We start from the raw sequence: 20,819 nt of genomic DNA on the forward strand, positions 1-20,819 counted from the left end.
CAATAAAAAAGCCGTCTGGTTTTGGGACCAGACGGCTGTAAAGTAGCTATCGTTAATGTGCCGGGGGTTAAACAGCGAAGCTGTCGCCACAGGCACAGGTGCGGGCTGCGTTGGGATTATTGAAGTAAAAACCTTTCCCGTTGATGCCTTCGGAGAATTCGAGGGTGGTATTGCAGAGGTACAGGAAGCTTTTCAGGTCTGTTACCACTTTAATGCCTTTATCTTCGAAAACCTGGTCTTTCGGTTTGGTTTCGTTATCAAAATCGAGTTTATAGCTGAGGCCGGAGCATCCCCCGCCCACAACGGACACGCGCAGGAAGTAATCGGAGGCCAGCGTGCCTTCGGCCCGGAGAGCATCTACTTTTTGCTTGGCTTTGTCACTGATATATATCATCTTATCCGTTTTTTTAAAGGTTATATATGGCGTGCAACGAGCGCACGGTATGGTTTACTGTCTCAATGGCACGGTCTATATCACTTTCGGTGGTAAACCGTCCCAATCCGAATCTGAGCGAAGAATGTGCCAGTTCTTCCGGCACTCCCATGGCGAGGAGCACATGGCTGGGCTCCGGGTTGGCGGAAGTGCAGGCTGAGCCCGAAGATACGGCTATTTCGCGGCTTACGACCCTTAGCAGGTCGGTACCTTTTACCTCCGGAAAGCGCAGATTGGTGACATGTGGCAGTCTTGGAGCGCCACCACCATTTACAATAGCCCCTGTCTGAGCCACCAGGGCGGCTTCCAGTTTATCACGAAGCACCGCCAGCCGCAGGGCTTCCCCTGCCATTTCGTCGGCTGCCAGGGCACAGGCTTTACCCAGTCCTGCAATACCCGGTACATTCAGAGTACCGGAGCGCATCCCGCGTTCGTGGCCTCCGCCATCCATCTGGGCTGTAAGGCGCACCCTGGGCGACCGGCGGCGTACATACAAAGCACCCGCGCCTTTGGGCCCGTACAGTTTATGCGCGCTCATGGCCAGCATGCCGATCCCTTCTTTAGATACGTTCAGGGGTATTTTCCCCACGGCCTGCGTGGCATCGGTCAGCAGCAGGATATCATGTTCCGCCGCAATACGGCCTATTTCGGGAATGGGCTGTATTACGCCGGTTTCGTTGTTGGCATACATTACCGCTGCCAGGATGGTATCCGGCCGGATGGCCGCTTTCAGGTCATCCGGGTTAATAAGGCCCTGCCCGTCTACCGGCAGGTAGGTGATGATGGCACCCAGCTTTTCCAGGTGGTGGCAGGTGTCCAGCACAGCTTTATGCTCCGTTTGCACGGTAATGAGGTGTTTCCCTTTCACGGCGTAAGCCTCGTAAGCACCTTTCAGTGCCAGGTTCAGGGCCTCGGTGGCGCCGGAGGTGAACACGATCTCCTGCTGGTCGGCCCCTATAAGGCCGGCAACTTCTTCCCGTGCCTGCTGCACCGCTTCTTCCGCCGCCCAGCCCCATGCATGGTTGCGGGAGGCAGCGTTGCCGAAATGGGTGGTAAAGCAGGGCAACATGGCTTCTACCACCCGCGGATCGCAAGGGGTTGTGGCGTTGTTGTCGAGGTAAACGGGCATGTGCTGCATCCCCACAAAATTACGATATAAGTTCTACTTTTACCCGGAACCGCCCTGCCTTACGGGTAACCGCCGGGTCATACTTTTGGGGCATTAAATCATACACCTATATGTTAAAAGTTGAGCACATCGGCATCGCCGTAAAGTCGCTTGCAGTATCAGTCCCGCTATTCGAAAAATTACTGGATGCGGAATGCTACAAAACCGAGGAAGTGGCAACCGAAGGGGTGGCCACGGCATTTTTCCGCCAGGGAGATACCAAGATAGAGCTGCTGGAAGCACTTTCCGCCGCCAGTCCTGTCGCAAAGTTCCTTGAGAAGAAAGGCGAAGGTGTACATCATCTCGCTTTTGAAGTAAAAGATATCCGTGCGGAAATGGCGCGGCTGGAAAAGGAGGGATTCGAACTGTTATCGGCAGAGCCAAAACCCGGCGCCGACAACAAACTTGTGTGCTTTTTGCACCCCAAAAGCACGAATGGGGTACTGGTAGAGCTTACGCAGGAACGGCCGTGATAGAAGGAAATCAGCCTGTTATGAAAAAAGCGTGAAAAAAATTGTCGGTATTTAAACCTTTTATTTAATCGCGCGTTGATAATGGTATAAGTTAGAGCAAATGCAAGCCACACGGCTTTCACACAATACTCTAAAGTTGGCATAGGTTATGAAAACCTGTGGGTTTTTTAACTCGCAGGTTTATTTTTTTAGCCCAATCCATGCATTTCTAAAGGAATATTCCTGTATCCGGCGCAGGTTTGAAACCTCAGCCCCCGTTGCGTCGCACACTGCCGCTTTTTATCTCTCCCGTACATTGCTTTAGCCATAAATGGTCTGAAATCAGCCTTTCGTTCCGCTTCCCGTGGTAAGGCCGTGTATCCGCTAAGGTATCTCACCCTTTACAGCAGGGTTAATGGTGGTTTAAAGAAGGGTTACTGTATATATACTGTATATAAAACCCGGCTAAACCCAATACAGTATTGGGAAAAGGGGACTTTTATATACATTGGGGTACATTATCAGTATCTAAGTAGTAACTTTTAAGTGGATATGCCGGGAGGCATCCGTACTCACCATTCAACTATTCTACCATGATCCAGCACCTTACCGGGGCAAATGGCCCGACCATTCCGTTTTACCTGCTCTTTTGCCTGTTGGTACTTGCGGGGAAGCCTGTTTCGGCTCAGCAGCCGGGGATGATGGTGCGTATCGCGGAAATTGAAGTCAGATCCGGTTATTTGGAGGAATACAGGACTATCCTGCAGGAAGAGGCTGCGGCCTCCGTAAAGCTGGAACCGGGCGTTATTGCCATCTTTCCCATGGTTCAGAAAGATGATTCCAGCCGTATCCGCATCCTGGAAATCTATGCCGGTAAAGAGGCCTATGAGCAACATCTGAAGACCCCGCATTTCCTTAAGTATAAGAATTCCACGCTCCACATGGTAAAATCCCTGAAACTGCTGGACATGGATGCGATAGATCCCCAGCTTATGCCCGCTTTGTTCAGGAAACTTGACTAGCTCACCACTTTCTCCATTCCCACACTGCGGGAGCCCTTTACGAGTATATGGGTGTCTTCAAATTTTTGCATTTCCAGCCATTGGCGGGCTTCATCAGCAGTTTCGAACCATACGTATGGATGCTGCGTTTGCGAGAATTCTTTACCTACCAGTACCACCGCTTTCCAGTGGCTTGTTTGCAGGAGGTCGGCCAGTGCCTGGTGTTCTTTGGGGCTGTCGTCGCCCAGTTCCTTCATAGCCCCCAGCATCAGCACTTTCTGCTTTGCATCCAGCGCGGCGAAGTTTTCCACGGCGGCTTTCATGCTGGAGGGGTTGGCATTGTAGGCATCCATCACATAGGTGTTGGTGCCTTTCTGCATTACCTGCGAGCGGTTGTTAGACGGTACGTATGCTTCCAGTGCGGCGCGCAGCTTGTCTGCAGGTACCTTAAAGTGCAGGCCGGCGGCAATGGCGGCCATTACATTGGGGAAGTTATAAGCGCCTGCGAGGTGTGTGCGTACATGGCCGGCTTCCACGGCTTCCAGTTCCAGCAGGGCGGTACCGGGGAATGGGGCGCCGGCATAATCAGCCGGTTCGTGCCCGTAGGTGATAATGGTACCGATGCCTTTACTCATCTCCACGAGGTAGGGGTAATCTTTGCAAACGAATACGGTACCACCGTTCTCCCGCAGGTAATCGTACAGTTCGCCTTTGGCCAGCCGTACGCCTTCTTCACTGCCAAACCCTTCGAGGTGGGCCTTTCCTATATTGGTGATGAGCCCGTGGGTAGGCTCCGCTACTTTACAATAGCCTGCAATTTCGTGCCGGTGGTTGGCGCCCATTTCTATCACGGCCATTTCTGCATCTAAAGGAATGCGGAGGATGGTGAGGGGCACGCCAATATGATTGTTGAGGTTGCCTGCCGTGGCATGAGTGCGGTAAGCTGCCCCCAGTGCGGTACGCAGCATTTCCTTCGTGGTGGTTTTGCCGTTAGTGCCCGTAATGGCGATAAACGGTATCTGGAATTGCCGCCGGTGGTGGCGTGCAAGGTCCTGCAAAGTGGTAAGTGTATCATCCACCAGCACCATCTTCTCCGGCTGTGTATTAAATGCCGGATCATCGATCACGGCATAGCTGGCGCCCGCTGCCAGCGCGGCGGAAGCATACTGGTTGCCATTGAAGTTAGGGCCGCGCAGGGCGAAGAAGATATCGCCGGGCTGCAGCAGCCGGGTGTCTGTCTGTACAGAAGGGTGTTGGCGATAGATGCTATATAGTTGTTCGATATTCACGATGCTGATGTTTTGTATAAAAATACAATAGTACAAATGTACAATCGTACAAATGTACGATCGCAAAAATAAGGAATGCCGGCCCTCATTTTCTTTATTATCTTTCGCAGGCAACCTATGTAAGCCTATTACCGTAATGAAAACTATGCAGACCCTTACACCAATACTCAGGCGCAGGCCACAGCGGTGGTATTTACCGGTACTCCTGGCAGCCTGCCTACTTACAGCCTGTACTTCGGAACAGGCGCCGGAGCCAACGTCGAATACCGATTGTGCAACCGTGGATGTTAAAACCGCCCGGATTTACGAGCTGGTACAGCAGCATTGTACCAACCGCAGCTGTCACCCCGGCACCGGTTCCCCGCTGTTGGCCGATTTCTCCACGCCGGTTAAGCTCAAAAGTTATATTACTGCCAATGGCGCCTCCTGGGCTTTCCGGGTAACGGCTTCCAATGCCGATATGCCCCAGAGCCAGGGCTACCCTGCGCTTTCCCGTGCCGTGCGCGATTCCATCGCCTGCTGGGTCAGCAAAGGGATGCCGGATTGATTCACCTAAATCCTGTTGCATGAAACGCATATTCATCTTCATCGCACTGATCGGCCTTTCTGCTTCGCTTTCGGCGCAGGATGTACTCTCGTGCCGCTCAGTAAGCCTCCGCTTCTTTTCCAGTGCTCCGCTGGAAGATATCGAGGCCAAAACCACACAGGGTGTTTCCGCCATCAATACCGCCACCCGCGCCATTTATTTTAAAGTGCCCATCACATCTTTCCGGTTTAAGAAAAAGCTGATGCAGGAGCACTTCAACGAAAATTATCTCGAAAGCGATAAATATCCCTACGCAGAATTTAAAGGGAATATACTGGGCGATGCCGACCTCACGAAGGATGGCACCTATACGGTAGAAACTGAAGGAGTGCTGCAGATACACGGTGTGTCCAAAACCTACCGTGTGCCCGGCACCATTACCGTGGCAGGGGGTAAAACTACTGTGGACGCTAAGTTTAATGTGCGGGTGGCCGATCATAAAATAAAAATTCCCAGCCTGGTGGTAAAAAACATCGCGGAAGTGGTAGAAGTAACCATGACCGCCGAGTACCAGCCGGCCGTAAAAAAATAATCAACCAATACGATCAAATCAGCAAATATGTTGCATCTCCGCTTGCTCACCGTTCTGTTGTTACCGGCCTCCATGGCTATGGCGCAGGAAGATCTGGGAGCCATCTTCGGTAAGGATTCCGTTCGCCGCGATCCTGTAACCGCTACTTTTAAAAGCACCCGTATTATCAATGGGCAGTCCAACGAAACGCTGGCCAAACGCGACCTCGATTTCAGGGTGGCACACCGCTTCGGGGATATTGGTGGCTCGGGCGGCGGCTCGTCTACCTTCTTCGGGCTGGATAATTCTACTGACATACGTATTGCTTTCGAGTACGGTATTACCGACAAACTTACTGCCGGCGTGAGCCGCGCAAAAGGCAGCGGCAACTTTTCGCAGATGTGGGAAGTGCTGGGGAAATATAAGCTCCTGCAGCAAACGCACGACAACCGCATCCCGGTGGCCGTTACGCTCTTCGCCAATGCGGTAGCCTCTTCCATGAAGAGCAGTCCGGATAAGGAGGATGTGTATTATTTCGATAAGTTCAGCGACCGTGTGAGCTATGTGGCGCAGGCGGTTATTGCGCGTAAGTTCGGCAATGCCGTGAGCCTGGCGCTCACCCCGTCGTTCATACACCGCAACCGCGTGGGGTATAAGGATATGAATAATATGTTTGCCCTGGGCGTGGGCGGCAGGCTGCGCTTCAGTAACCGTGTGGCGCTGGTGGCGGATTATTTCTATGCATTCCGTGATGAGGAGTCGAAAGATTATTATGCTGCCCGTGGTACGGATTTTTATAATTCGCTGGGTGTGGGTGTGGAAATTGAAACGGGCGGACACGTGTTCCACCTCAATTTTACGAATGCCACTGCGGTGCTGGAGAACCAGTTTATCCCTGAAACTACCACTACCTGGCGCAACGGACAGTTCCGCTGGGGCTTCAATATCTCCCGCCGATTCTCCCTGGGAGGCCGTTAGGCGGTTAACGGAATGTGAATGGGTACGATTGTGCTGTTTCTGGACGGAAGCGGTTAAATTGCAGTATGGCAATACTGAAATGCAGTATCAGGGAGGGCTCCGGGGTGGCAAGGCTGGCGGCGTGGAAGATGAAAAGCGGCCGGATAGCGATCGTTTTCGGCAGTGTGATCCACCTGCACGGGGTGTCCCGGAAGGAATTTCTGGCCAATACGGCCTGGGTGCGGCACGAGGTGCGGCACGTTCGCCAGTACCAGGAAGCAGGGCTGTGGCGGTTTTGGTGGCGATATGTCATAGATTGGGTGCGGTATGGCTATTATAACATCCCGTATGAGCAGGATGCCCGGGAGGCAGAGGGTAACCCCCTGGAGCTGGAGGGGGTAGAAATACGATAAAGATTCGTTAAAACGCCACCACCGGGGTAAAAAAATGTTACAACGCGGTTATTTTCCTTATTTTTACCGTAAAGGCTGAGTCTATGGTCAAGAAGGTCACAGAGGGAATCACGATAAGCGTGGAAACGTTTTACCAGCCGGATTACTCCAATCCGATCGGCAGTGAGTTCATGTTCGCTTACCGTATTACCATCGAGAATAATAACACTTTCCCGATCAAGTTGCTGCGCCGCCATTGGTATATCATCGATTCCAACGGCTCGCATCGCGAAGTAGAGGGAGAGGGCGTTGTAGGTGTTCAACCGTTACTGGCGCCCGGCGAAAGCTATCAATATGTGTCCGGTTCCAACCTCCGTACGGAAATCGGCAAAATGTACGGTACCTATCAAATGGAGAACCAGCTGAACAAGAAGCTCTTCGATGTGAAGATCCCCGAGTTCCAGATGGTGGTTCCTTTCAAAATGAATTAGGGCCTGTACTTCGCTCCGTTAAAGATGAGCATCGCGTCCTGCGTACTCATGAGCTTTTCCAATGTATATTCCTTATGGCGCTGCATGAATGCCTGTACGATCCTGTACCCGGCAAATGCGCCTATCCTTCCCGGCGCTTCGCCCGGCAAACCCTGCGTGGAAGGCCCTTCGCCCGTATAGCGTGCAATCACCTGCCCTTCCTGGTTATACAGTAATTTATTCTCCACGAAATACTGCCAGATCATTTTTTCACTCTTATTACAGAAATCCAGCTGCTCAGATGTATAACCCAGGCGGAGATGCTCATCCGTTTCAGGCAGGGTGTGCTCCAGGAAATACTGCTGCTTGCCCAGGTACACCAGCTGCGCCGCCAGCGTACCCCCATCCTTCGGAGCATCCAGCTGCTGGTACAATACCGTCATCACGTTAACGGGTATATTTTCAGGCGTGAATTTGCGTACCATATATTCCGGCAGGTCGGGCAGCATGCGGTACACGGGGAAGTCGGCCCCCATATACATATCCAGTCCTATGCCCAGCACACTGTCTATCGTGATGGCGCCGTAATTATTGATGGCGGAAATAAATGTCAGTACCTGCGGTGCATGGAATTTAGGGTAGTAATGTTTCGCCAGGCGGAAGGCCTGTGTGAGTTCTTTTTCCAGCGGACGGATATCGGCGAACTTTTTTCCTACCGAATCCTGCAGGGCACGGATGTCGGGGTTGGTAAGGAAAGACTGTACCATTTTAGCCCGCATGGCGCTATCAGCCACGTTTTCAAAGAAAAGGATGCGGGTGAGATAATCGTTGGTGAAAGTGGGGTATTGATCCTGCAACAATTTTAATCCCGGCAATGCGTTCAAAGTATCGAGGCCTGCAAAGGCCCGGTCAAACCTTTCTATCTTTACCGTGATGGGGATGTTGCTGACATCTGGTATTTGCTTTTTGCCTCCGCAGCCCGCCATGATGGCCGATATCAGGAATAGGGTAGAAAGGATGTGATTTTTCAGGTACTTTTGCATCGCCTATAATAACTTTAGAGATGGTAAAAATATTGTTTAGCAACGTATTCCGGAAATCCATTATGGTTTCCGCGGTTTTGGTGGCCATGGTTTCTGCAGCTTCTGCACAATCTTTAAGCGAGCGCGTGTCAGATAAAGCCGGCCGTAAGGTCCGCTTTGGATTTAAGATTGATCCGGGGGCATCGTTCCTGAGCCCGCAGGATGCGGGTGTATCCCGCAACAGCGGCCGCTTCTACTTCAGCTACGGCGTACTGGCCGATTTGTTTATCGATGACCAGGAGCGTTATGCTTTTTCTACCGGCCTTCAGATCACCCACCTCGGCAGTGTAATGCAATATGAGGCTGGTAAAGGTCTTTCCGAATTCAGGGATAACTCCGCGGAATACGACATCCGCCTGCAATATATCGAAGTACCCCTTGCGCTGAAGCTCAAAACTGCTACGGCTAAAGGTTTTGATTTCTACGGCCAGTTTGGCGGGTTTGTGGGCGTGCCCATCCGTGCTAAGGCCAACGTGATCAGCAATATGACCCGCTTCGATAAGCAGAACATTCTGCGCGAAACCCAGCCTTTTACCGCTGGCATGCTCATCGGTGCAGGCATGGAATACCCCATCACCGAAACCCTTACAGGCGTTGTAGGTATCAATTACCAGAATAATTTCGTGGATATGACCCGTAACGGCAAGTGGAACGACGGGCGTATCACCGGTAATCACTTCATTTTGCGCCTCGGGGTTTATTTTTAACACCCTTTAAGCCGTACCTTTGGCAGACAAAAAAAAGTACGGATGAACATCTTTCTCGCCCAGCAGAACTACCACATCGGGAACTTCGAGGCCAATACGGCCCGTATCATCGAAGCCATCCACGCCGCGGAAGCCCGTGGTGCCGACCTGGTGGTGTTCTCCGAACTGTGTGTATGCGGCTATCCCCCGAGAGATTTCCTGGAGTTTGAAGACTTCATCGCCCGGAGCTATGCCGCACTCGACGAAATAAAGGCCCATACGCAGAAAACGGCCGTACTCGTGGGTGCCCCCCAGCGTAATCCTCACCGCGAAGGGAAAGACCTTTTCAACGCCGCATTCTTCCTCTTCGAAGGAGAGATCAAACAGGTAGTGCAGAAAACACTGCTGCCTACTTATGACGTGTTCGACGAATACCGGTATTTCGAACCGGGCTTCGAATGGAACGTGATCGAATACAAAGGAAAGAAGCTGGCCGTTACCATCTGTGAAGATATCTGGAACCTCGGTGATAACCCGCTGTACAGGATCTGTCCGATGGACCGCCTCATACTGCAGAAGCCCGATGTAATGATCAACCTGTCTGCCTCACCGTTCGATTACGACCACGACGAGAGCCGCCGCGAGATCATCCGGGAGAATGTGAAGAAGTACGGCCTGCCCATGTATTACTGCAATACGGTAGGTTCGCAAACGGAGATCGTGTTCGACGGCGGATCGATGGTATTTAATGCCGACGGGGAAATAGTAGCGCAGCTGCCTTTCTTCGAAGAAGGCATGGAAGGCGTGGAGCTGGATACCCTCGGCAAAAAGAAGCCCGATCTGGAAACGGATATCTTACCCAATACGGTCATGACGGAGCTGGTGTTCGATCATAACATCGAACGCATCCGCCAGGCAATTGTACTCAGCATCCGCGATTACTTTAAGAAGATGGGCTTCAAGCAGGCCATCCTCGGTTCTTCCGGGGGGATAGACAGTGCCGTTACCCTGGCCCTGGCCGTGGAAGCGCTGGGTAAGGAGAACGTTCGCGCCATCCTGCTCCCATCCCCTTACAGTACAGACCATTCGGTGGATGATGCCGTAGCCTTGTCGAAGAACCTCGACAATCCTTACGATATTATCCGCATCAATGATATTTACGAGAAGTTCCTGCAAACGCTGGAGCCGCATTTCAAAGGACTGCCCTTTAACGTGGCGGAGGAGAATATGCAAAGCCGTATCCGTGGAAACCTGCTGATGGGGCTGGCCAATAAGTTCGGTTACATATTGCTGAATACGAGCAATAAAAGCGAACTGTCTACAGGTTACGGTACTTTGTATGGTGACATGGCCGGCGGCCTTTCCGTACTGGGCGATCTTTACAAGATGCAGGTATACGCGCTGGCGCGGCATATTAACCGCGAAAAGGAGATTATTCCGGCCAATATTATCGATAAAGCGCCATCGGCAGAGCTGCGGCCTAATCAGAAAGACAGTGACAGCCTGCCTGACTACGCCATTCTGGACCGCATCCTTTATCAGTATATTGAGCGGCGGCAGGGCCCTAAGGAGATTGTGGCGCAGGGGTTCGATGCTGCGCTGGTGGCACGTACCCTGAAGCTGGTGAATACCAATGAGTATAAAAGGAACCAGTTCTGCCCCATTATCCGCGTATCGTCCAAGGCCTTCGGGATAGGGCGGCGTGTGCCCATTGTAGGGAAATATTTGAGTTAAGGGAGAACCCCGTTATCTTTGTCCAAATTCAATAGTCATTATAAAATGTTACAGGTACAATTTATCCGTCAAAACAAGGAGCTGGTACTCGAAAGGCTGGCCGTGAAGAATTTCGCGGACGCAGCTGCCATCGTGGAGGAAGTACTGGCGCTTGACGAACAGCGCAAGAAGCTGACGCTCGATTATGATGAAACCCAGGCCAAGGTAAATTCCGCATCGAAAGAGATCGGAAAGCTGATGGCTTCGGGCGACAAATCGGGTGCGGAATCCCGCAAGCAGGAGGTGGCTACCTTCAAGCAGGCGCTGGGGCCCATCAACGAGCAGCTGGGTGCGACGGAGAAATTACTGCACGATACCCTCGTGAGGCTCCCCAACCTGCCCGGCAGCACCGTGCCCAAGGGGCGTACTCCGGAAGAGAATGTGGAAATTCGCCGCGGGGGTGTAATACCCACACTGGCAGAAGGAGCAGTACCTCACTGGGATCTGGCGAAGCAATACGACCTTATCGATTTTGAGCTGGGTAATAAAATTACCGGCAGCGGCTTCCCCGTGTATAAAAACAAAGGCGCCCGCCTGCAGCGCGCCCTCATCAGCTATTTCCTCGATTTCAATACCGCCGCGGGATATAACGAAATGCTCACACCGTTTATGGTCAACGAAACATCGGCCTACGGTACGGGGCAGCTGCCCGATAAAGAAGGGCAGATGTATTATATGCCCGAAGATAACTTCTACCTCATCCCCACTTCAGAAGTGCCGGTAACCAATATTTACCGCGATGAGATCCTGAAGGAGAACGAGCTGCCGGTGAAATTAACCGCTTACAGCCCATGCTTCCGCCGCGAAGCCGGTTCTTATGGTAAAGATGTACGCGGACTGAACCGCCTTCACCAGTTCGAAAAGGTGGAGCTGGTACAACTGGTACATCCGGATAAGTCGTATGCCGTGCTCGATGAAATGGTGGCGCATGTGGAGAAGCTCATCCAGAGCCTGGGCCTTCCGTACCGTATCCTGAACCTCTGCGGGGGCGATATGGGCTTTGCTGCTGCCCAAACCTTCGACTTCGAGGTATGGTCTGCCGCACAGCAGAAATGGCTGGAGGTATCTTCCGTGTCCAACTTCGAAACCTTCCAGACCAACCGTATGAAAGTGCGTTACAAGGATGAGAATGGTAAGAACGTGCTGGTGCATTCGCTGAACGGCAGCTCTCTTGCCTGCCCGCGTATCATGGCTACCCTGCTTGAAAACAACCAGACGCCGGAGGGCATCCTGCTGCCGGAAGTACTGCACAAATATTTCGGTACCGACCGGATTGCATAATCCAGCGGAATGATAATAGAAAAGCGTACGGAATAATTTCCGTACGCTTTTTTTTATGCGGGCAATCTGGTATTAGTAAAGATAATTGAGGGCAACGATGTCGTTGGCATTGAAGGTGCGGTTGCCGCCATTGGAGCATGCCAGCATCCAGGATGCATTGTCGGGGCCGGTAGGTGTGCCGGGGATATGAACAGCGCCAATGTTGGAAGCGCCTTCGTTACCGCCTGTTCCGCAGCTGAAAGCACGGTTCATGTAATCGGTATGGCGGAAGCCGATGCAGTGGCCCATTTCGTGCTGGATAACGGAGCCTACATAATCTACATTGGGGTTAGCGCCATAAGCCAGCTCATGCGTGTTCATGGAAATGGTGCCGTAGGGGTTGCCGTTCCGGGTGGGGAAGCCGGCAGAGCCGAGGGTGATGAACCCGCCGCTGGGGCCCTGGTAGAAGCCTTTGATAGTGATGTCTGCCTTGCCGCTGGTGATCCTGCGGAAGGTGAGCTGCAGGTTCTGTGCATTGTAGCGTGCAATGGCCAGATCGGTACCGGAAACAAATGCGGCGCCCAGATCCATTACTTTAATAGTGATCTGGCGGGGCAGGCTTTTTACAAGGTTGTTGGTTCGGTACTGCTCCGTTTCCGCGATGCGTAAATTGGCGGAAGTAGCGGCTTCATCGAGGTTCTCCTGCGTGAGCATGATGTCGCCTTCCACCAGCCATCCGCCTTCAACGGTTCTTGCGCCTGTGGTCGAAAAGCCCAGGGCTTTGATTTTAGCCAGCACGTCTTGCGAAACGGCGGCATCTGTGTCTCTTTGCTTTACCACAGCATCTTTCTTACAGGAATAAACAACGAAAACTAATGTGGCGCCCAGTAGCAGGGCAGCAATGGTGTTTTTTCTCATGGAAGTTTAGATTTTGGAAATTAAGAATGTTTAACGTTAAATGGAGCAAACAAGGGCCTGTCCGGAATACCGGATTCCCTTTACGGGCTATCAACAATGCAATTGCAGGCACACAGGCCAATGCAGGCATGTTCAGAATATGCTGTTACGGATGCTCTCTATACAAATTTACTTTACAGGTTCAGATGCAATTGGTGGACGATGTACTTAAATGGAAGTTGTTAGTGCTCGTAGATTCGGTGACAGTGTTACGTGTAAATGGTTATGCTCTTCGATCTTGATCTGGGCTTTTCGTATCCAATAATAGGTATTTTTTTTCACGCAGAAAAAAAATTATAGCTTAGATATATGTCCTCCCGTTATGCAATCCATTTCATAACACTGCTTACCATACTGGCCACCATACCGTATTTCGCGGTACAGGGGCAGGATAGTGCCATGGTGTGCAGGTATGCAGCAGGGAATGTATTAACTGCCGCCAGCCGGCAGGGCACTGCGGTGGAAGATATCTATCTTGTAAGGTTCCCTAACTATCCGGGAAGCAGGGTATTATCGGAGCTTGGTGTCTTAAAATCCCCTTCCCCTCAGTTCCACATCGTCCGCAAAATACCGGCAGATACTACGGTTACTGTATGGCGGGCGAATAATAACTGGAAGGCATCCCCGAAGCTGCTGGATAAACTGGAATCGCTCCATCCGGCAGACAGTCTAACCATATTCGCCAACACTTCCGCAGCAGGCCCCTTCACCGTTTTGGCGCATCCGTCAACCAATGTATATGAGGTTCGCCTCGCGAAGAAAGACTGGCCGCAGTTTGCCACCGCTCCGCAATTGCAGGCTGCAGATGTTAGCCGCCTGCCGCGCACAGAGGCCACGGTTGCCAATTCGGACCTTCGTGTGAACCGTGTGAGTACGCTTCATGCTAATTTGCCCGGTCTGCGGGGAAGCGGCATGCGTATTTCCCTGAAAGAATCGCTGTATGATACTACTGATTTAGACCTCCGGCCCCGCTATATTCCCACCGCCACTGCGCCAGACCGGGTGGATGCTCATGCCACGCTGATGGCAACCCTCATTGCAGGAAACGGGAACAGCGGGCCCCTGGGTACCGGGGCAGCACCACAGGCCCGCATTGCTTCCTCCGACTTTACCCGCCTGCTGCCGGATGCCGCTGCCTCGTTTACCACATATGGATTGCAGGCGCAAAACCATTCCTATGGAACCGGCATTGAAAACTATTACGGCCTGGAGGCTGCAGCATATGATGAACAGCAGTTTGAAACGGATACTTTCCTGCATGTATTTTCGTCCGGTAATATCGGTACCAATGCCCCGGGAGAAGGTATCTACTCCGGCATAGCTGCATTTGCCAACCTCAGCGGCACTTTTAAACAGGCGAAGAACGTGCTGGTGGCAGGCGCTACAGACGGATCATTCCATGTAGCACCACTTAGCAGCCGCGGCCCCTGTTACGACGGGCGCATCAAACCTGAACTGGTTGTATACGGGCCGGGCGGTACTTCCGACGCGGCAGCATTGCTTTCCGGGATAGGGTTGCTGGTGAGAGAACAATACCGTTTACAAACCGGGCAGGCATTGCCCGCAGCGTTAACTGCCGCCGTACTTATCAATTCCGCTGCGGATGTGGGCGCTCCGGGGCCTGATTTTACTTCAGGGTTTGGAGCTGTAAATGCCTGGGAAGCCGTGAAAACGATCATGGAACGGAGGTATGTGATGAACGCCGTACAGCAGGGAGGCAGCTTTACTTTCGGGATTACCGTACCACCCAATACACATTCCCTTAAAATTACTTTGCGTTACACCGATTTGCCCGCGGCTGCCAATAGTGCTGTGGCATTGGTGAACGACCTGGACCTTTGGGTAACAGATGCCGCCGGGAGGCGGTATGACCCGCTTACTTTATCCGCATTCCCTCACCGCGACAGCCTCGTACGCCACGCCCTTCCCGGCCGCGACAGTCTTAACAACACGGAGCAGGTGGTACTGCGACTCCCTGCTGCCGGGGATTATACCGTGCATGCAACAGGGCGCCGGGTAATGGGGGCACAGCGCTTTGCCATTGCCTGGCAGCTTGCAGCGGCAGATGCTTTCGGGTGGGATAACCCCGCTGTATCAGAAACCCTGGATGCCGGTACGGAGCATACGCTCCGCTGGAGTACCACTATTACCGGACCGGGGAAAATATATTATCGTCCGGGTACAGGCAACTGGCAGCCGGTAGCCGACGTAACAGAAGTGGCGGAAGAAAAAGGAGCATGGGTAGCCCCTCAGGCTTTCGGTATGGCCCAGTTACGGATGGAAGCGGGGGGTAAGGTGTTTGACGGTCCGCTGTTCCGGCTGGCGCCGCGGGTGAAACCGGCTACAGGGTTTATCTGTGAAGACAGTGCGCTGGTATGGTGGCGCCCCGCAACGGGGGCAGCCATGTACAGGGTATACCGGCTTAACGGCGATGGATATGTGCTGTTTGCCGAAACGAGGGATACGTTTTTCGCTTTCAGGCCTTCGGCGGTGCCTTCGGGCATTATTGCTGTAAGTGCCGTGGCGGATGCAGAAGGCCCCCGGAGTGAGGGGCACCTGGTATCGGCAGGCGTTCCGGGGTGTTATATCCGCAACTTTACGGCCGACCTGGAAGCAACCGGGGAGGTAAAGCTGCAACTGGAACTGGGAACTGCTGTGGGCGTGGCGGCCATACGCTGGATCAGGCAGGGGGCTGTACTGGGAAGTGCTGCGCCTTCCAACAGTCTGAACTATACAGCCACAGATGCACAACCTCCGGAGGGGATTGTGTATTATCATGCGGAACTGGAATTGCAGAATGGCCGGATTATTGTGTCTGATGCTGTACCTGTTCAGGTGACGGGAGCATCCGGATTCATTGTATTTCCTAATCCTGCATCCGGGAAAATAATGCTGATGTCGAAAGCACTGCGCGGGCAGCGGATCGTGATAACGGATATGCAGGGACGGATATGCAGGGTGTTGCAACAGGAGGCACTGCTGCAGGAAATATCACTGCATGGGCTGCCGGCAGGCATCTACTGGATAGGGGTATACGAAAACGGAAGGAAGCTATATCATACGCGCTTTGTGAAAGTGCAGTAACGCATAATAGAAAAAATCACTTAATTTGTTACAGGTCAAAAATGCAAATTATGAAAACACTCATCCAGTTATCACTCATCGCCATTGTATTGTGGGGATGTTCCAAAGGTCTCAACCCCAACGATACGGCAAAGGTAGACGCGGCTTTTGCGAAGTATGAAGAATCGGACGGTAAAGCCCTTTTCAAACAGAAGTGCGCTAAATGCCACAACTACAGGCTCCCTGAAACCAAAACTGTTGAGAAATGGCCCGGTATCATGGACAGGATGGCCCGTAAAGCGAAGCTGACCGACGATCAGAAATCCGCCGTGGTAGCGTTTGTGACCAAACATGCCAAAGCGTCTTAACAACAACGAAGTATGCAATGTACAGGCGGCTGAAAGGCCGCTTTTTTTATGCCCCGAAGCCGGAAGACTGTATATTTGTTCCATGCGACACTTCCTTCCCAATGGTAAACCTCTTGTTATCCGCCCGCCACAGGTGACGGATGCACAGGCATGCCTCAGCACCTTTCAGGAGGTGACCCGGGAAACCGATTTCCTGTTGTATACCCACGAAGAGGCGCTGAAGATGGATCTGGCAAAGGAAGAAGCCTTTATACGGTCGTATTCCGGTAACCCTAACAATATGTTCCTCGTGGCGGATGTGGAAGGGGAAGTGGCCGGAATGGTGAGCCTGCACCAGGGCCGTACCCGCAAGCAGCATCATATGGCGCTGCTGGGCATCGCAGTATTGCATAAATACTGGAACATGGGCATCGGGCGGCGCCTGCTTACATCAGCCATCAGGTGGGCCGAAGCGCACCCGCGTATTGCCATCATCCATTTCGAAGTACTGGCCAACAACGAAAGAGCCATTCAGTTATACCGTAATTTTAATTTTACCGAGCATGGCCGCATCCCCAATGGCGTCATCCAGCCCGATGGCACTATGGTGGACCTGGTGGTTATGTCCAAACGAATAAAACCCATATAGCAACCGATGAAAACTTTTCAGGGTTATTACTCCTATGAAACGCCAGACCATATTGAGGGCGCAGATGTAACCGTCACCAACAAAAGAATAGAGATCCACCTGAAAGATGCCCATGGCAACCCGCGTGTGGTATTATGGTATTGGGAGAATATCGTAAAAGGCGAAGAGCGCCCAGGCGGATGTGTATTGCATCATGCAGGTCTCCCATTGCAGACACTGATTGTTCCCAGCGGTGAGTTTGCCACACTGGCGGATGTGCAGCTGCAAAAGAAGCGCCGCGTGTTCCCCACGGCATGGGTTACTTTCATTACCACAGGCGTTATTATCATCGGCCTCATCCTCGCGGCGTTCTTCTGGATAGTGCCCTGGATGGCGGGCAAGGCGGCTAATGCTTTGCCGGTGGAGTATGAAGTATCCATGGGGGAAGAAGCTTACAAATCACTGATTAAAGAATACAAGATCCTCCCGAAGCAAACGGAGCAGGTGAATGCATTTTACAAACAGATGGGCCTGTCGTCTCCCTACCCCATCACCATCACGGTGGTGGATTATGACCAGACGAATGCCTTTGCCGTACCCGGCGGGCACATTGTGGTGTTCAGCGGGTTACTGAAGCGCATGAAGCAGCCCGAAGAGCTGGCGGCATTGCTGGCGCATGAAAGCTCACACATCAACCTGCGCCATACCACCCGCTCCCTGATGCAAAGCCTGGGAACATTTACCATGGTGAGCCTGGTGTTCGGGGATGTAACGGGCATCGGTGCCGTATTGGTGGAAAACGCCAGTTCGCTGAAGCACCTGGAGTACTCCCGCAGCCTGGAGAAGGAAGCGGATATGAACGGGCTGCGTATGCTGCAGGAAAAAGGTATTCCCGGCAACGGATATGTATTGCTCTTCAATACCCTGGGCGAATCGGGCGGCGGGGCGCCGTCGGAATGGCTGAGCTCTCATCCCGATCTGGGACGCCGGTCGGAATATGTGCAGGAAAAGCTGATATCACCGGCTCCGTCATTTCCGGCAACATTAAAATCTGCCTGGGAACAGATCAGGGCTGGTTTGAAGTAAAAAAAACACGAAATTTAAACAAGCAAAACGGAGGGAAAATGAACCGCTACGACCGACAGATCAGACTGGAAGGATTCGGCATCGAAAAGCAGGAGATGCTGCGTAATGCCGCTGTGCTGGTAATAGGCGCCGGCGGCCTCGGTGTTCCGGTATTACAATACCTCACCGCCATGGGGGTAGGGAAGATAGGTATAGCGGAAGAAGATACCGTATCCGTTACCAACCTGCAGCGTCAGGTGATCTATACCACTGCCGATGAGGGTAAGCCCAAGATACAGGCCGCCATTGCACGGCTGGAAGCCCTGAATCCCGATACCGTTTTTGTTCCCCATCCCTACTATCTCAGCACGGCCAATGCCCTCGACATCATTGCCCCGTACGATCTGGTGGTAGATTGTTCCGATAACTTCGGCACCCGATATCTCATTAACGATGCCTGCGTCATACTCTCCAAACCATTCATTTACGGGTCTATTTTCCGGTACGAAGGGCAGGTGAGCGTGCTGAACTATAATGGCAGCGGTACTTACCGTTGCCTGTTCCCCGAGCCGGGCGATGCGCCTGATTGTAATGATGTGGGCGTACTGGGTGTACTGCCCGGCATCATTGGCTGCTACCAGGCTTCAGAAGCCGTTAAAGTACTCACCGGCATTGGTGAGCCGCTGGCCAACCAGCTGCTTACGGTGCAATTGCTCGATAATACACACCAGGTATTCTCCTTCCATGCGCAACCCGGCAATCATGATATTTCAGCCTTGCAGGACAGTTACGGTAATTCCGTGTGCGATGCCCGAACCATGCAGCTGTTAACCGTACAGGAACTGAAGGAGTGGCTGGATGAAGGCCGTGATTTTCAGTTGATTGATGTGCGGGAGAAAGATGAATGGGATTACTGCCATATTGAAGGCGCTGTGCATATTCCCATGCGGCGTGTGGCGGCATCCCTCTCCACACTTGCACGTGATACCCCCGTAGCCATGATCTGCCATCATGGTATGCGGAGCCGCGCCACTGCCGAGCTGCTGTTGCAGGCCGGCTTCCCGGATGTATACAATGTATCGGGCGGTATTCACGCCTGGGCGCGGGAAATTGATACTACCATGGCCGTATATTAACCTTGTGGAACGGTATTTGCCCTTTTTTAGGCCGGTGGTGCACGCCCGGTTAAACTTTGGGCACCCTGCACCCGTCTTACCCTAAATTATTTCCACTTATGCCAGTTGTTCCGTTACAGACACAAATGCAACACCTGGGCTGGAGGGCCGGCTTCGGTGAAGGCCTTCCCGAAATAAGGTCCTGGATGAAGAAGAGGAGAAAGGATGTGGTGCGGAAGGTAATCCTAGGCCCAACGGCAGCCCCGGCCCCCATCCGCGTGATGGATGAAACCGATCTCCCCGATTATCAGCGCCAGCGCAATATGGGCGCAGAAGAGCGTAAAATGGTGCAGAAACTGAATACAGACGGCATCAAAGACCTCAATGTGCTATGGACGCATGCCATGATCAACAGCGATCATCCCCTGCAGGAGAAGATGGCGCTGTTCTGGCACGGGCATTTCGCCTGCCGCACGCAGAATGTACTCTTCAACCAGCAGTTGTTAGAGATCACCCGTAAACATGGCCTCGGCAACTTCGGCACACTGCTCAGTGAAGTATCCAAATCGCCCGCCATGCTGGGCTTCCTCAATAACCAGCAGAACCGTAAGCAACGCCCCAACGAAAACTTCGCCCGCGAAGTAATGGAACTCTTTACCCTCGGCCGCGGCAACTATTCCGAGCGCGATGTGAAAGAAGCCGCAAGGGCTTTCACAGGATGGGGGTATGATGAAGTGGGGCAGTTCAGGTTCAGGAAAAACCAGCACGATGAAGGCATGAAAACCCTGCTCGGTAAATCGGGCAACTTCACAGGCGATGATGTGATCGCCATCCTCCTCGAACAAAAACAGACCGCAAAATTCATCACCGGCAAAATATACCGCTACTTCGTTCATGAAGATGGGAACGAAGCGCATGAAGCTGCGCTGGCAGAAAAGTTCTACCAAAGCGGGTACGACCTCCGCGCACTCATGGAGCATATCTTTATGGCCGACTGGTTCTATGAAGATAAAATCGTGGGCAGCAGGATTAAATCGCCGGTAGAGCTGATCGTAGGGCTGCGCCGCGCTGTGCCCATGCGCTTTGAACAGGAAGAAGCCATGCTGGTATTTCAGCGCGTACTGGGGCAAACGCTCTTCTATCCGCCCAACGTGGCCGGATGGCCGGGAGGGAAGAACTGGATCGATAGTTCCAGCCTTATGTTCCGCCTCCGTGTACCGCAGATCATCCTCTATTCGCAGGAATTCAACATCCGCCCGAAAGAGATTACACCGGAAATGGGAGAGGGGCAGAACTATAAAATGACGATGCAGGTAAACGAATTGCTGAAGAAGCAATACGCCCGGAAAGTAAATGCAGATGTAGACTGGCAGCCGTATGTAGACGGGTATAAGGATGTGAAGCGGGAAGAGCTGGCAGAGTCCATCGCACAATCGCTGCTGGTGCGCAGCAAAGGGATAGACCGGCAGCTGCTGGAAAAATATTCCGATGCTTCCACGCGCGACAATTACATTAAAACGGTAACCATCGACGTGATGAGCACGCCGGAATACCAAATGTGTTAACACTGAAATCCATCGAAAC

General features: G+C 52.6%; 21 protein-coding genes. 16 read left to right on the top strand and 5 right to left on the bottom strand.

Translation table 11 applies throughout. From position 1 onward, the window contains the following. Positions 1-67 precede the first annotated feature (67 nt). A complete protein-coding gene (locus tag DEV76_RS19875; RefSeq protein ID WP_109699691.1) occupies positions 68-394 on the bottom strand; it encodes a HesB/IscA family protein in 327 nt (108 codons plus the stop codon). Positions 395-407: 13 nt separating this feature from the next. After that, positions 408-1,571, bottom strand: coding sequence for a cysteine desulfurase family protein (locus tag DEV76_RS19880; RefSeq protein WP_109699692.1), 1,164 nt, complete (start codon positions 1,569-1,571; stop codon positions 408-410). Positions 1,572-1,672: 101 nt separating this feature from the next. Between DEV76_RS19880 and mce the strand changes: the two genes are divergently transcribed. Together mce and DEV76_RS19890 are read left to right on the top strand one after the other, a co-directional pair. Next, positions 1,673-2,074 carry a methylmalonyl-CoA epimerase gene (gene mce / locus DEV76_RS19885; protein WP_109699693.1) on the top strand — a complete coding sequence of 134 codons (402 nt, stop codon included), beginning with the start codon at positions 1,673-1,675 and terminating at the stop codon, positions 2,072-2,074. A 572-nt stretch (positions 2,075-2,646) separates the two neighbouring features. Continuing rightward, positions 2,647-3,075, top strand: a complete 429-nt coding sequence (locus DEV76_RS19890; RefSeq protein WP_198652143.1) for a putative quinol monooxygenase — start codon at positions 2,647-2,649, stop codon at positions 3,073-3,075. Here the strand turns inward: DEV76_RS19890 and DEV76_RS19895 are convergent. Further along, on the bottom strand, positions 3,072-4,343 hold the full coding sequence (locus DEV76_RS19895; protein ID WP_109699892.1) for a UDP-N-acetylmuramoyl-tripeptide--D-alanyl-D-alanine ligase: 1,272 nt from the start codon (positions 4,341-4,343) through the stop codon (positions 3,072-3,074). The genes DEV76_RS19890 and DEV76_RS19895 overlap by 4 nt on opposite strands. Before the next feature lie 136 nt (positions 4,344-4,479). On the opposite strand from DEV76_RS19895, the gene DEV76_RS19900 reads away from it, so the two are divergent. The 5 genes from DEV76_RS19900 to apaG all read left to right on the top strand — a co-directional run bounded on the left by DEV76_RS19900 (position 4,480) and on the right by apaG (position 7,280). Continuing rightward, on the top strand, positions 4,480-4,890 hold the full coding sequence (locus tag DEV76_RS19900) for a hypothetical protein (protein WP_109699694.1): 411 nt from the start codon (positions 4,480-4,482) through the stop codon (positions 4,888-4,890). A gap of 19 nt (positions 4,891-4,909) precedes the next feature. Then, positions 4,910-5,461: a YceI family protein gene (locus DEV76_RS19905; protein ID WP_109699695.1), complete on the top strand. Its 552-nt coding sequence runs from the start codon at positions 4,910-4,912 to the stop codon at positions 5,459-5,461. Between the two features lie 27 nt (positions 5,462-5,488). Beyond that, a complete protein-coding gene (locus tag DEV76_RS19910) occupies positions 5,489-6,418 on the top strand; it encodes a DUF5777 family beta-barrel protein (protein ID WP_109699696.1) in 930 nt (309 codons plus the stop codon). Positions 6,419-6,483: 65 nt separating this feature from the next. After that, positions 6,484-6,810 carry a DUF4157 domain-containing protein gene (locus DEV76_RS19915; protein WP_109699697.1) on the top strand — a complete coding sequence of 109 codons (327 nt, stop codon included), beginning with the start codon at positions 6,484-6,486 and terminating at the stop codon, positions 6,808-6,810. A gap of 83 nt (positions 6,811-6,893) precedes the next feature. Beyond that, on the top strand, positions 6,894-7,280 hold the full coding sequence (apaG, locus tag DEV76_RS19920; protein WP_109699698.1) for a Co2+/Mg2+ efflux protein ApaG: 387 nt from the start codon (positions 6,894-6,896) through the stop codon (positions 7,278-7,280). Here apaG and gldB read toward each other — a convergent pair. Beyond that, on the bottom strand, positions 7,277-8,302 hold the full coding sequence (gene gldB / locus DEV76_RS19925; protein ID WP_109699699.1) for a gliding motility lipoprotein GldB: 1,026 nt from the start codon (positions 8,300-8,302) through the stop codon (positions 7,277-7,279). The two genes, apaG and gldB, sit on opposite strands and share 4 nt — an antisense overlap. 20 nt (positions 8,303-8,322) lie before the next feature. Here gldB and DEV76_RS19930 point away from each other — a divergent pair, with 20 nt between their 5' ends. Genes DEV76_RS19930 through serS form a run of 3 tightly spaced genes read left to right on the top strand, consistent with a single transcriptional unit; the run spans position 8,323 to position 12,081 of the window. Then, on the top strand, positions 8,323-9,048 hold the full coding sequence (locus tag DEV76_RS19930) for a porin family protein (RefSeq protein WP_109699700.1): 726 nt from the start codon (positions 8,323-8,325) through the stop codon (positions 9,046-9,048). Positions 9,049-9,090: 42 nt separating this feature from the next. Further along, positions 9,091-10,761 (top strand): NAD+ synthase, encoded by a 1,671-nt coding sequence (locus tag DEV76_RS19935; protein WP_109699701.1) that lies wholly within the window; start codon positions 9,091-9,093, stop codon positions 10,759-10,761. Between the two features lie 45 nt (positions 10,762-10,806). Further along, positions 10,807-12,081, top strand: coding sequence for a serine--tRNA ligase (gene serS / locus DEV76_RS19940; RefSeq protein WP_109699702.1), 1,275 nt, complete (start codon positions 10,807-10,809; stop codon positions 12,079-12,081). A 72-nt stretch (positions 12,082-12,153) separates the two neighbouring features. Here the strand turns inward: serS and DEV76_RS19945 are convergent, their stop codons facing one another. Continuing rightward, positions 12,154-12,978, bottom strand: coding sequence for a M57 family metalloprotease (locus DEV76_RS19945; RefSeq protein WP_109699703.1), 825 nt, complete (start codon positions 12,976-12,978; stop codon positions 12,154-12,156). 348 nt (positions 12,979-13,326) lie between these two features. On the opposite strand from DEV76_RS19945, the gene DEV76_RS19955 reads away from it, so the two are divergent. The 6 genes from DEV76_RS19955 to DEV76_RS19980 all read left to right on the top strand — a co-directional run bounded on the left by DEV76_RS19955 (position 13,327) and on the right by DEV76_RS19980 (position 20,800). Continuing rightward, on the top strand, positions 13,327-16,101 hold the full coding sequence (locus tag DEV76_RS19955) for a S8 family peptidase (RefSeq protein WP_109699705.1): 2,775 nt from the start codon (positions 13,327-13,329) through the stop codon (positions 16,099-16,101). 50 nt (positions 16,102-16,151) lie between these two features. Further along, on the top strand, positions 16,152-16,448 hold the full coding sequence (locus DEV76_RS19960) for a c-type cytochrome (protein ID WP_109699706.1): 297 nt from the start codon (positions 16,152-16,154) through the stop codon (positions 16,446-16,448). 82 nt (positions 16,449-16,530) lie between these two features. Then, positions 16,531-17,076 carry a GNAT family N-acetyltransferase gene (locus DEV76_RS19965; RefSeq protein WP_157963007.1) on the top strand — a complete coding sequence of 182 codons (546 nt, stop codon included), beginning with the start codon at positions 16,531-16,533 and terminating at the stop codon, positions 17,074-17,076. Between the two features lie 6 nt (positions 17,077-17,082). Further along, the gene (locus DEV76_RS19970; RefSeq protein WP_109699708.1) at positions 17,083-18,141 is read left to right on the top strand and encodes a M48 family metallopeptidase; all 1,059 of its coding nucleotides are present in this window, start codon (positions 17,083-17,085) and stop codon (positions 18,139-18,141) included. A 38-nt stretch (positions 18,142-18,179) separates the two neighbouring features. Further along, positions 18,180-19,256, top strand: coding sequence for a ThiF family adenylyltransferase (locus tag DEV76_RS19975; RefSeq protein ID WP_109699709.1), 1,077 nt, complete (start codon positions 18,180-18,182; stop codon positions 19,254-19,256). A gap of 125 nt (positions 19,257-19,381) precedes the next feature. Next, the gene (locus tag DEV76_RS19980) at positions 19,382-20,800 is read left to right on the top strand and encodes a DUF1800 domain-containing protein (RefSeq protein WP_109699710.1); all 1,419 of its coding nucleotides are present in this window, start codon (positions 19,382-19,384) and stop codon (positions 20,798-20,800) included. Positions 20,801-20,819 lie beyond the last annotated feature (19 nt).

The sequence above is a fragment of the Chitinophaga deserti genome (genome assembly GCF_003149455.1).
GTDB lineage: Bacteria > Bacteroidota > Bacteroidia > Chitinophagales > Chitinophagaceae > Chitinophaga > Chitinophaga deserti.

What these genes read in the sequence shown, in the direction of transcription:
- DEV76_RS19965 (WP_157963007.1), top strand. Translation starts at nt 16,531, where the DNA reads ATGCGACACTTCCTTCCCAATGGTAAACCTCTTGTTATCCGCCCGCCA.
- DEV76_RS19970 (WP_109699708.1), top strand. Translation starts at nt 17,083, where the DNA reads ATGAAAACTTTTCAGGGTTATTACTCCTATGAAACGCCAGACCATATT.
- DEV76_RS19960 (WP_109699706.1), top strand. Translation starts at nt 16,152, where the DNA reads ATGAAAACACTCATCCAGTTATCACTCATCGCCATTGTATTGTGGGGA.
- DEV76_RS19915 (WP_109699697.1), top strand. Translation starts at nt 6,484, where the DNA reads ATGGCAATACTGAAATGCAGTATCAGGGAGGGCTCCGGGGTGGCAAGG.
- DEV76_RS19875 (WP_109699691.1), bottom strand. Translation starts at nt 394, where the DNA reads ATGATATATATCAGTGACAAAGCCAAGCAAAAAGTAGATGCTCTCCGG.
- DEV76_RS19880 (WP_109699692.1), bottom strand. Translation starts at nt 1,571, where the DNA reads ATGCAGCACATGCCCGTTTACCTCGACAACAACGCCACAACCCCTTGC.
- serS (WP_109699702.1), top strand. Translation starts at nt 10,807, where the DNA reads ATGTTACAGGTACAATTTATCCGTCAAAACAAGGAGCTGGTACTCGAA.
- DEV76_RS19980 (WP_109699710.1), top strand. Translation starts at nt 19,382, where the DNA reads ATGCAACACCTGGGCTGGAGGGCCGGCTTCGGTGAAGGCCTTCCCGAA.
- DEV76_RS19900 (WP_109699694.1), top strand. Translation starts at nt 4,480, where the DNA reads ATGAAAACTATGCAGACCCTTACACCAATACTCAGGCGCAGGCCACAG.
- mce (WP_109699693.1), top strand. Translation starts at nt 1,673, where the DNA reads ATGTTAAAAGTTGAGCACATCGGCATCGCCGTAAAGTCGCTTGCAGTA.
- DEV76_RS19930 (WP_109699700.1), top strand. Translation starts at nt 8,323, where the DNA reads ATGGTAAAAATATTGTTTAGCAACGTATTCCGGAAATCCATTATGGTT.
- apaG (WP_109699698.1), top strand. Translation starts at nt 6,894, where the DNA reads ATGGTCAAGAAGGTCACAGAGGGAATCACGATAAGCGTGGAAACGTTT.
- DEV76_RS19910 (WP_109699696.1), top strand. Translation starts at nt 5,489, where the DNA reads ATGTTGCATCTCCGCTTGCTCACCGTTCTGTTGTTACCGGCCTCCATG.
- DEV76_RS19945 (WP_109699703.1), bottom strand. Translation starts at nt 12,978, where the DNA reads ATGAGAAAAAACACCATTGCTGCCCTGCTACTGGGCGCCACATTAGTT.
- DEV76_RS19975 (WP_109699709.1), top strand. Translation starts at nt 18,180, where the DNA reads ATGAACCGCTACGACCGACAGATCAGACTGGAAGGATTCGGCATCGAA.
- DEV76_RS19955 (WP_109699705.1), top strand. Translation starts at nt 13,327, where the DNA reads ATGTCCTCCCGTTATGCAATCCATTTCATAACACTGCTTACCATACTG.
- DEV76_RS19890 (WP_198652143.1), top strand. Translation starts at nt 2,647, where the DNA reads ATGATCCAGCACCTTACCGGGGCAAATGGCCCGACCATTCCGTTTTAC.
- gldB (WP_109699699.1), bottom strand. Translation starts at nt 8,302, where the DNA reads ATGCAAAAGTACCTGAAAAATCACATCCTTTCTACCCTATTCCTGATA.
- DEV76_RS19905 (WP_109699695.1), top strand. Translation starts at nt 4,910, where the DNA reads ATGAAACGCATATTCATCTTCATCGCACTGATCGGCCTTTCTGCTTCG.
- DEV76_RS19935 (WP_109699701.1), top strand. Translation starts at nt 9,091, where the DNA reads ATGAACATCTTTCTCGCCCAGCAGAACTACCACATCGGGAACTTCGAG.